Source organism: Paenibacillus sp. J5 (genome assembly GCF_054955055.1).
This window is the reverse complement of the sequence record NZ_JBUEDD010000003.1, coordinates 561,648-572,121: the sequence shown is the minus strand read 5'-3', so window position 1 is coordinate 572,121 and position 10,474 is coordinate 561,648. Positions and strand designations below refer to the sequence as shown.

The window sequence follows — 10,474 nt, the reverse complement described above, 5'->3', positions numbered from 1 at the left end:
AAGAAGCAAGCTTCTCTTCAAGTCCGCTCGACTTGCATGTATTAGGCACGCCGCCAGCGTTCGTCCTGAGCCAGGATCAAACTCTCCATAAAAGTTATGAATAAGCTTGGTAGCTCATTTAAATTGCTGACTTGCAAATAATAGATCGACATGATCCATTTGTTCAGTTTTCAAAGAACTTGTCCGTCGCTTCAAGCCTCATCAACTTGCTGCAACGTCTATTAACTTTATCACTTTCAGACTAGCTTGTCAACATCTTTTTTTGAAGAAAAATGTTGAATGTTTGCTTTCATTAAGCTTTGTCAGAAGCGACAATGAATAATATATCATGACCAGATGAGTAATGCAAGCTTTTTTATAATATTTTTCGCGAAACCTGCTAACCCATATTATAAGACGGAGAAACCGCCGATAGGCATCGACGGCTTCCCACTATCTCCTCGCTCGAATGGTATCATTCAAGCAGCTTCATAAACTCTTCTTCATTATCAATCACGGTAATCCCCAGTTCAGCCGCCTTCTTCAGCTTGCTGCCCGCCTTCTCGCCCGCAATTACATAGTCTGTTTTTTTTGAGACGCTGCCTGACACCTTGGCTCCCAAAGCCTCGAGACGTTTGGCCGCCTCGTCCCTGGTCATGATAGACATCGTTCCCGTGAGCACCACCGTCTTACCGCTAAATAGGCTATCGCTACGCACCTCTGCGCGCGCTTCTGCTTCCGCCTTCACGCCCAGTGCGCGCATCCGGTCGATACTCGCCTGAATGACGGGATCGCGGAAGAATGTCGTAATACTCTCAGCCACTATCGCCCCCACGTCTGGCAGACCAACGAGCTCATCTTCTTCCGCAGCCATAATATCATCCAGCGATCTGTAATGATCTGCCAGCATCTTGGTCGTCGCCTTGCCCGTATTTGGTATGCCCAGCGCGTATAGGAACGCTGCGAGGTCTCGTGATTTGGACTTCTCCAGCGCCTCTAGCAGATTCCGGGCCTTCTTATCCCCGAAGCGCTCCAGCTTAATCAGATCGTCGTAGCCAAGCGCGTACAGATCCGCCGGATCACGCACCTCACACTCCGCATAGAGCTGCTCCGCCGTCATGACGCTGAACGTCTCGATGTCCATCGCATCCCGCGAAGCAAAATGAGCAATACGCCCGATCGTCTGCGGCTTGCAGCCTAGCTTGTTATTGCAGAACAAATGGGCTCCGCGCTGCTCAAGCAATGTCCCGCATGCGGGACAAGCCGTCGGGAAAACAATTTCTTCCCCGTCCTCTTCATCCGCCCGGCCTAATATCTCCGGAATAACATCATTGGATCTCCGAATGAACACACGAGTACCCAGCGCATGCTTGAGCCCCTTGCGTTCTATATCTCCTATATTGTTCAATGTGCAGTTCTGCACCGTCACTCCAGCCAGTTCAACCGCTTCTACACGGGCAACAGGGGTTATTTTGCCTGTACGGCCAACCTCCCAGTTAACCGACTCCAGCACGGTCGTCGTCTCTTCAGCTTCAAATTTAAAAGCCACCGCCCAACGCGGGAACTTGTCTGTGTAACCAAGCGCCTCCCTCGTCCGCATGTCCGTAAGCTTAATCACGGCCCCATCAATGAGATAATCGAGGGAGCTGCGCTCCTCCGCAAGCCTGGAAACCTCTGACAGCACCTCATCTATAGTAGACAGATACGCAGAATAAGGATTGACCTTCAATTGATTATCACGCAGGAACTGAGCCATCTCCATATGCGTGTTGAAGGTAATGCCTTCTGCATAGCCCACATTGTAAAAATACGCATTCAGCTTGCGCTCTGCCGTGGTCTGCGGGTTTTTGTTGCGCAGAGCGCCGGCAGCAGCATTGCGGGCATTCTTGAGCGGCTCAGCCGCCGTGGTGTTGTAAGCTTCCAGCACCGACAGATTCATGATGCCTTCGCCCTGAATCTCCACCTTGCCCTCCTTGAACGGTATCGTGAGCGGCACCGACCGGATCGTCTTGACCTGCGCCAGAATGCCTTCACCGATTACGCCGTTGCCGCGCGTAGCGGCCTGAACCAGCCTTCCGCCCTCATAGGTGAGATTGAGCGTTAATCCATCAAACTTGTACTCCACCACGTAAGACGGGTCAGGCAGCGGCAGTTCGTCGGGATGCTTGGCATTGTAGTCCGCTATGGTCTTGAGCACACGCTGGTTCCAGGCAAGCAGATCATCGGCATTTTGCGCCTTGTCCAGACTCCACAGCCGGGACAGATGACGGTGAGGGACAAATCCCTCAAGCAGCTCTCCCCCTACCCTTAATGTCGGAGAATCTGGCAAAACAACGCCGCTCTCACGCTCCAGCACGACCAGCTCATCATACAGCGCATCATATTCCTTATCGCTGGCAATCGGATTATCCAGTGTGTAGTAGTGATAATTCAGCCGATTAATCTCGGCAATCAGTTGCTCCATCCGGGCCTGCAGCGCCTGTTCCATGAGGGCTTCATCCTCTCAGGTAAAATAATATTGGGTGTTGCACACACAAAATCAAGCTACGAAATAATCTAGGGCGTGTCTGAAAACTCTGAACGGAACAGATCTGGCCGAATTTTCGTTCCAAGCAACGCAGCATGGGGCGAAAAGGCGGGGAGAGATGCCCTTGAACGGGTGTTCAGACACGACCTAGTGACAAGACTGCACTTATATAGCGACAGCATACGGCGAAATACTTATCCTCCGCCATATGCTGCGAATCATACCTTCGTAATCGGCGCAAAGCCAGCAAGCAGCCGCTTCAGCCCGACCGGGGCCGGGAACGCAATCTGCAGCTCCATGTCATTGCCGCTGCCCTTGACGGCTACGATCGTTCCCGTCCCCCACTTGGCGTGCGCTACCTTGTCGCCCGCCACAAAATCACGCGGCCCCTGCGCAGCTTCGGCCGCGCCCGCTCCGGCCGCCTGGCCGGCGCCGGGCAGCCCTGGCGTGACGCGCACCGCGCCACGCGCAGCCCCGCCGCCGCCGGCGGCCCCTGCCGCCCCCGCGAAGCCGGGGCGGCCACCCGGGCCTGGCGCCATGCTGCCAGGCCCGCCGCTTGCGCCGCGGAACCCGAAGCCTGCGGCATTCGGGTCAGCGGCGTAGCTGCTGCGGCGCGGCGCAAAGCCGGCGCCGCCGGCACTGCCGCGTGCCGACTTCAGCTCGGTCGGCACCTCCTCCAGGAAGCGCGACGGCGCATTGGCCGCCGTCCGCCCGAACAGCGTCCGCATGCGCGCGCAGGTTAGATAGAGCTGCTTCTCCGCGCGCGTGATGCCAACATAAGCAATCCGCCGCTCCTCCTCCAGCTCTTTGTCATCGGTGAAGGCACGGCTATGCGGGAAGACGCCCTCCTCCATCCCGATAATGAACACGATCGGGAATTCCAAGCCCTTGGCGCTGTGCATCGTCATGAGAATGACGGCATCGCTAGGCTGCCCTTGCTCCTGCTCGTCCTTGTCCATCGAATCGATGTCCGCAATGAGCGCCAGATCGGTAAGGAAGGCGACTAGCGACTTGTCCTCATTGCGCTTCTCGAAGTCCTGTGTAACGGACAGGAACTCCTCGATATTTTCCAGCCGCGACCGGGATTCAATTGTATTCTCCCTCTGTAGCTCCAGTTTATATTCACTCCGCTCCAGTATCTGCTCGGTCAGCTCCGTTACAGACAAATAATCGACCATCGATGCCAGCTCGCGAATCATCGTATGAAACTCTGTGAGCGCCGCCTTGGTCTTGCCGGCTATATCCAGCCGTTCGAGGTGATCGAGCACCGTGAACATGGATACCCCTCTGGACGCAGCCTCCGCTGCAATCTTGGCGAGTGTCGTATCCCCGATCCCGCGCTTAGGCACGTTAATGATCCGGGTCAGGCTAATATCATCGTCAGGGTTGGAGATCAGACGCAAGTAGGCGAGCATATCCTTAATTTCCTTACGATCGTAGAACTTGATTCCGCCCACAATCTGGTATGGAATGTCTGATTTAATCAAAATTTCCTCAATGACCCGCGACTGGGCATTCGTCCGATACAGAATCGCATGGTCGGCATACTTCCTGCCCGCCTGGTGATGCTTGCGAATTTCCGAAGTGACGTAGTACCCTTCCTCATGCTCCGAATCGGCCTGATAGACGATAATCGGTTCACCCTCGCCGCGGTCGGTCCACAGATTCTTGGCCTTGCGTCCGGCATTGTTCTCGATGACGGCATTAGCCGCATTCAATATATTTGAGGTTGAGCGATAGTTCTGCTCCAGCAGGATCGAGCGGGCATTCGGGTAATCTTCCTCGAAGTTGAGGATATTCGTAATATCCGCTCCCCGCCAACCATAGATGGACTGGTCGCTATCGCCGACGACGCAAATATTATGGTGCTTGTCCGCCAGCATGCGGCAGAGCATATACTGCGCACGGTTCGTATCCTGATATTCATCCACATGGAGATAGCGAAACTTGTTCTGATAGAACTCCAGCACCTCAGGCACTTCCTTGAACAGCTCGATCGTTGACATAATCAAGTCATCAAAGTCCAGGGAGTTATTGCTCTTGAGCCGCTTCTGGTAAGCCTTGTACACATCATGCACAATCTGCTGATAGTAATCGCCAATCTTGCTCTCATACCGCTCGGGGGTTAACAACTCGTTCTTCGCGCTGCTGATGACAGCCTGAATGCCCTTGGGCTCAAATTTTTTCGTATCGATATTCAGATCCTTCATACAGTTGCGAATGACGGACAATTGGTCTGTAGAGTCGAGAATGGAAAAGTTCGAGGTGAATCCGATGCGGTCAATGTCCTTGCGCAAGATGCGGACACACATCGAGTGAAAGGTTGATACCCAAATGTCCCGTCCGATCGGCCCGACCAGCGTCGAGACCCGATCCTGCATCTCCCTGGCAGCCTTATTGGTAAATGTAATCGCCAGGATGCTCCATGGAGCCACACGCCGCTTCTCAATCAGATACGCAATCCGGTGTGTGAGCACGCGCGTCTTGCCGCTGCCTGCACCGGCCATAATTAACAACGGCCCTTCCGTATGCTGAACCGCTTCCCGCTGGCGATCATTCAGCTTCTGAACCGCCTGGTCGATATCCATATGATTAAACATCGCGATCTCCTTTGTTCCCATTTCTGTTCGCATGTCTTCTTCAGTCTAAATTATGCTGTTCCCGCTGTCAATTCAGCCATCCACCTTGCTTTTAGACAGCTTGACCGCATTCACAGTAGCTAACGCTGCTGCCAGATCGGCATAGACCGCATTGCCGACGATAACCGTGTCGGCAGCAGCCGCAGCCGCAGCAGCCGTGTCCGGAGATGCAATCCCGCCCCCGTAGAACAGCCTGCCCTGGGAGAGCAGCCCGCGAGCCCGCTTCACGAGCGCCAGGTCACCGAGCTTCCCGCTATACTCCAAATAGACGATCGGGAGTCGGAGCAGCCTGTCTGCGAGCCGGGTGTACGCCAGCGTCTGGCTGTCATCGAGGGCAGCCTCCGCCGCTGACACCTTGGCAGCCTCCGCTTCCCCATTCAATATGATGTATCCTTCCCCATACGTAATCTCCCATGGAATATAGGTACCGAACTGCCGAACGGCCTCCGTCTGGCGGCCAACCAGCCACTGGGGATCGCGACTATTCAGCACGAGCGGGATGAAATACAGATCGAACCCCGGAACCGCCGCTTCCTCCGACGTCACCTCCAGCGCACAAGGCACCTCATAGCGGCGAATGCGCGATAACAGCTCAACCGTATTCTCAAAGGTAACCCCGCTCGAGCCCCCTACTATAATCGCGTCTGTCCCCGACATACAGATCGCCTCCAGCGCTTCATCACTAATCTCCTTGTCCGGGTCCAGCTTGAACACATGCTCCCAGCTCGCAAATTCAGGTTGATTCATAACGTCCTCCGATATTGTAAAAATCCTGTTCAACGGCCTTGCCACACGCAAGCCTAAATGGTTGTCGTTCCCTCTGACCGGCAAAGCTTTGTTTCGCGTCGATATAAAACGTCTTTAAAAAAAGCTATCCTCATGCCGACCGGCTCCAACAGGATGTCCGGACTAGCCGGCAGGTTGCCCGTACATGAAGATAGCTTGCACAATGTTCACCCTGTGCTATTTCACCAACTGCCCCCGCGTCACGCCAAGCTGATTCGTTGCCTTTAGCGTCCGCCAGACCTGTGTGCCGCTGACTTTACCTTGCAGCGCCTCCTGATAGAGGCTGACAACCTCCAGCACCTTATCTCCTGTCTCCTCCAGAAACTCCAGACGGAATGAGGTGATTCCCAGCTCGCGGAAATGATTCAGATACTCGGCACCAGATTGCTCCACTGCGTTATATACCGTATTCCGACAGCCTTCATCGACCCGCACCGGATGGGACATGCCAATCCGATCCTGCAGGGATGCGCGATGCTCCTCACATGGGCGGCCGCAATTCGTAAAGTCGGTGCCCTCGCTCATGAAGGTGCAATAGACACAATGCTCCGTATGGAACATCGGCAGATGCTGATGCAGCACGACCTCCATCCGCGATGTATCCGACGCTCCCAGCATGTCTACCATCTGCTGGACATTGAGGTCATAGGAAGGCGTCACCTTCTGGCAGCCCGCCTCCAAGAACAGATCGGCTGTCTTATGGTTGGCAATATTAAGGGAGAAGTCCCCGATCAGTTCAGGGAAGAAGCCTTCCCCGCCTTCCTCTTGCCACTGGGCACGCGCCCTCAGGTAGAAATACAGCGCTCCGGTGTTGCGCACCAGCACCGCATCTGGCTGCAGCTTCAATATATTCCGGTGATAGCCGTTCTCGTTCGGCATATGAATGCGCGGGGTTGCCAGCGCGATTCGTTTGCCCGCTTGACGGGCCGTCTCAATTGCCGCCGGGAACTGCTTAATGAATTCAAAATCAGCATAGATCAGCTCCACGCCCGTCTGCACGGCCGCCTCCACCTGCTCCAGCGTCCGGCAGAGCACGGTCAGCGCAGCAGGCTGGACGCTCGCAGCGCCTCGCCGCCCGCCTAGCTGCACGTCGGCCTGCATATCCGCCGGATTGCGCCGATATACGGGCGGCTTCGGCCGCTCGCCCTCCAGCTTCTCAACGGCTTCGCGGCGCAGACGATTCAACTCGCGAATCGGCACGATCAGATCGCCATTCAGCGCCACATCCAGTTGCTCCAGTTGATAGATGGTGCCGCCAAGCCGACCAAGCTGCTCACGCAGCAGCTCCTCATCCATCGGGCGCTTCTGTGCCAGCTCAAGCTCCAGCTCCGAGACAACCTCAACCGTCGTCCCCTTCTGCACATCCGTCCACCAGGTGCGCAGCGGCTGTCCGAGCGCGCCTGTCACCTTCACATGAAGCGGGAATACGCGATAAGGCTTGTCCGTCTCGTAGATTTGGCGCAACCGCTTATCGAGCGCCGGATCACTCGTCTTCCATATCCGATCGCCTACATGGACACGCTTCAAGTCGACATCATTGCGTCCTGGCACAATCTCCAGCACGACACCCTCCTGCGCCTCGCCCTCCAGCTTCACACCCTGACGGCGCAGATCATAGATGCGGCCGCCCTCCTCCTTCTTCGTCGGGTCGCCGGCGTCGAAGACGATGCCATCGCCACGCTTGAGCGGCGCCTCGATGCGGCAGACGACAGCATCGCGCAGGATGCGCTCCACACGTCCCAGATAGACGCCGCGGCTTTTGGGGAAGGTGCCCTCCACCAATTGCTTATTGTTGGTGCCCTTGAGGAAGCCGTGCGTAAATCCGCGCGAGAAGCTCTGCTGCAGCTCGCGCAGCTCCTCCTTCGTCGGGCCGGAGAGATCGCCCTCGAAATATTTGTCAATCGCCCGCCGATATTTGCTCACTACATTAGCCACGTACTCCGGGCTTTTCAGCCGTCCCTCGATCTTAAATGAGGTGACCCCGGACTCGATCAGCTCCGGTACCAGCTCGACCGCCGCCAAGTCCTTCGGAGACAGCAGATAGGCGATGTCACCCATCGGCTGCTGAACGCCATCCACCATCAGATCATACGGCAGGCGACAAGCCTGCGCGCATTCGCCGCGATTGGCGGAGCGGCCGCCCCACATCTCAGAGGTCAGGCATTGCCCGGAGTAGCTGACACACAGCGCCCCGTGCACGAACACCTCCATCGGCAGCTTCGCTTGCTCACCGATCATTTTGATCTGCTTCAGATTGTTCTCGCGTCCGAGCACCACCCGCTCCAGATCCCAGGGCTTCGTGAACTCGACAGCCTCTGGCGATGTAATCGTCATCTGAGTCGACCCGTGAATCGGGAAATCCGGGGACAGCTCGCGAATCATTTTTACCAGTCCCAGATCCTGCACGATCACCGCATCCACGCCGGCATCCATACACGCCTCGATCAGCGCTCTGGCTTCCTTCAGCTCATCCTCAAATACCAATATGTTAAAGGTCAGGAAGCCCTTCACCCCGTAGCTGTGCAGGAAGGCCATAATCTCCCCCAGCTCATCCGTGCGAAAATTATTCGCCCGCGCCCGTGCATTGAACTTCTCCACGCCAAAAAAGACCGCGTCCGCCCCAGCCGCAACAGCAGCTCTCATACAGTCCCAATCCCCGGCGGGGGCCAACAGCTCAATATCTTCCCTACGCAATGTTGCCATGTATTCCATCGTTCCTCCAAGCTCAAGCGCCCGCACTCGGCCAAATCATAACCGGGACACCGCTTATTCATAGTACTTCTATTTTAACAAAGCGCATCGCCCGAAGCTACCTAAGAAATGAAGAAACATCTTCCGTATCTCATCGGACAGGCCACATTTTATCCAACCGTTATTTTAAAAGGCTCGGAGGGTTCTTGGTCACTTTATATGTAATCTTGCTATTTCCCTCGTAAACGGTTTCTAGCAGCATCAGCCCCATGCTATAATTGAGGTTGGAAAAGACCACTTATGAAAGCGAGGTTTTTTACGTTATGAAATTGGGTGTATTCGCTGTACTATTCGCGCAAAAATCGTTTGAAGAAGCTCTCGATTATATCGCTGCACAAGGCTTGGACGCTGTGGAGATCGGCACTGGCGCCTATCCAGGCAACGCACATTGCAATCCTGCGGAGCTGCTCGCGGACGAGAGCAAGCTGGCGGCCTTCAAGCATGCCGTCGAATCTCGCGGACTGATCATCAGCGCATTAAGCTGCCATGGGAACCCGCTCCATCCGCAAAAGGAAATTAGCGAGGATCATGACCGCACGCTGCGCCAATCCATCGAACTGGCTGGTAAGCTCGGCGTACCGGTTGTCAATACATTCTCCGGCTGTCCGGGCGACCATGAGGGCGCAAAATATCCGAACTGGCCGGTCGCACCATGGCCCAACGACTTCCAAGAGATTCTCGATTGGCAATGGAAGGAAAAGGTCATTCCATACTGGCAGGAGATCGGCAAGCTGGCTGAGGCGAATCATGTCAAGATTGGCCTGGAGCTGCACGGAGGCTTCTCCGTTCATACCCCGGCTACATTGCTGCGTCTGCGCGAGGCCGTGGGTGAAGTGATTGGAGCTAATCTTGACCCAAGTCATATGTGGTGGCAGGGCATCGATCCGGTCGAAGCGATCAAAATCTTGGGTAGAGAAAATGCGATCCATCACTTCCATGCCAAGGATACGATGATTGACCAAGTGAATGTGAATCGTCACGGCGTCACCGATATGCAATCCTACACCATGATGATGGATCGGGCATGGCAGTTCCGCAGCGTCGGATTCGGACATGATCTGAAGACATGGGCAGACATTATTAGCGCCCTGCGCCTCGTAGGCTACGACTATGTGGTCAGTATCGAGCATGAGGACGGACTGATGTCCGTTGAGGAAGGCTTCAGCAAGGCCGTTCAGAACCTGAAGCAGGTACTGATTCGCGAGCCGCTGGGCGAGATGTGGTGGGTATAAGGGGATAAGCACTCCTCTGAGAGCAAGCTGTCGTGGTGTTACAGCGAACCGATTCCGCGGCAGCCTCCCGGGTTGCGCTCATACCCGTGAGAGGTGCTAGAGTCATATAGTTTGCGGCAAAGGCCCATAACAATATAAGCCCGCCGATGCGCGCTAGTGCGTATCAGTGGGCTTATATTGTTATGCGAAGTGGATGCTTCCGCACCTTGGACGGCAAAGGTTGCAAACGCTGCCGCTTCATATTATGCCGCGCCTCGCGCAAGTGCGTTCGGTACCAGTCTTACCAGGTCTGGGTGATCATAATAAAATCAACAACCAGGAACAGCACCAGGGAAACAAATGTAAAGCCGATTGCGAATACATTTTTCTTCGGGCGTGCCATCAATAGACGGACAAAACCGATGAAAATGATGACTGTGAACAGCAGCATAATAATATCAAACGGCTCAATGCCGCCCGATGCTGCTGCAGCCGCTGAATCTTCTGCCAAAAACCACATACTAGGGGCCCCCTTTTTCCACAATACAAGGCTATACATCTACAACCTCATATTCAGCTTT

General features: G+C 55.1%; 6 protein-coding genes and 1 rRNA gene. 1 reads left to right on the top strand and 6 read right to left on the bottom strand.

Translation table 11 applies throughout. From position 1 onward, the window contains the following. From ACY1JZ_RS07555 to ACY1JZ_RS07535, 5 genes are all read right to left on the bottom strand, one after another. Positions 1–92, bottom strand: a 16S ribosomal RNA gene (locus ACY1JZ_RS07555); the annotation flags it as partial. Between the two features lie 362 nt (positions 93–454). After that, on the bottom strand, positions 455–2,467 hold the full coding sequence (ligA, locus tag ACY1JZ_RS07550) for an NAD-dependent DNA ligase LigA (RefSeq protein ID WP_462628701.1): 2,013 nt from the start codon (positions 2,465–2,467) through the stop codon (positions 455–457). 257 nt (positions 2,468–2,724) lie between these two features. Further along, positions 2,725–5,106: a DNA helicase PcrA gene (pcrA, locus tag ACY1JZ_RS07545; protein ID WP_462628700.1), complete on the bottom strand. Its 2,382-nt coding sequence runs from the start codon at positions 5,104–5,106 to the stop codon at positions 2,725–2,727. A 72-nt stretch (positions 5,107–5,178) separates the two neighbouring features. Further along, complete coding sequence (pcrB, locus tag ACY1JZ_RS07540) at positions 5,179–5,892, bottom strand: heptaprenylglyceryl phosphate synthase (RefSeq protein WP_462628699.1); 714 nt, start codon at positions 5,890–5,892, stop codon at positions 5,179–5,181. Positions 5,893–6,108: 216 nt separating this feature from the next. Further along, positions 6,109–8,634, bottom strand: coding sequence for a U32 family peptidase (locus ACY1JZ_RS07535; protein ID WP_442954786.1), 2,526 nt, complete (start codon positions 8,632–8,634; stop codon positions 6,109–6,111). Between the two features lie 311 nt (positions 8,635–8,945). Between ACY1JZ_RS07535 and ACY1JZ_RS07530 the strand changes: the two genes are divergently transcribed. Next, on the top strand, positions 8,946–9,914 hold the full coding sequence (locus tag ACY1JZ_RS07530) for a sugar phosphate isomerase/epimerase family protein (protein ID WP_270166154.1): 969 nt from the start codon (positions 8,946–8,948) through the stop codon (positions 9,912–9,914). A gap of 280 nt (positions 9,915–10,194) precedes the next feature. Here the strand turns inward: ACY1JZ_RS07530 and ACY1JZ_RS07525 are convergent, their stop codons facing one another. Next, complete coding sequence (locus ACY1JZ_RS07525) at positions 10,195–10,413, bottom strand: hypothetical protein (RefSeq protein ID WP_270166156.1); 219 nt, start codon at positions 10,411–10,413, stop codon at positions 10,195–10,197. Between the last annotated feature and the right edge of the window lie 61 nt (positions 10,414–10,474).

Coding starts and splice junctions, on each gene's coding strand:
- ligA (WP_462628701.1), bottom strand. CDS start 2,467: ATGGAACAGGCGCTGCAGGCCCGGATGGAGCAACTGATTGCCGAGATT.
- pcrA (WP_462628700.1), bottom strand. CDS start 5,106: ATGTTTAATCATATGGATATCGACCAGGCGGTTCAGAAGCTGAATGAT.
- pcrB (WP_462628699.1), bottom strand. CDS start 5,892: ATGAATCAACCTGAATTTGCGAGCTGGGAGCATGTGTTCAAGCTGGAC.
- ACY1JZ_RS07535 (WP_442954786.1), bottom strand. CDS start 8,634: ATGGCAACATTGCGTAGGGAAGATATTGAGCTGTTGGCCCCCGCCGGG.
- ACY1JZ_RS07530 (WP_270166154.1), top strand. CDS start 8,946: ATGAAATTGGGTGTATTCGCTGTACTATTCGCGCAAAAATCGTTTGAA.
- ACY1JZ_RS07525 (WP_270166156.1), bottom strand. CDS start 10,413: ATGTGGTTTTTGGCAGAAGATTCAGCGGCTGCAGCAGCATCGGGCGGC.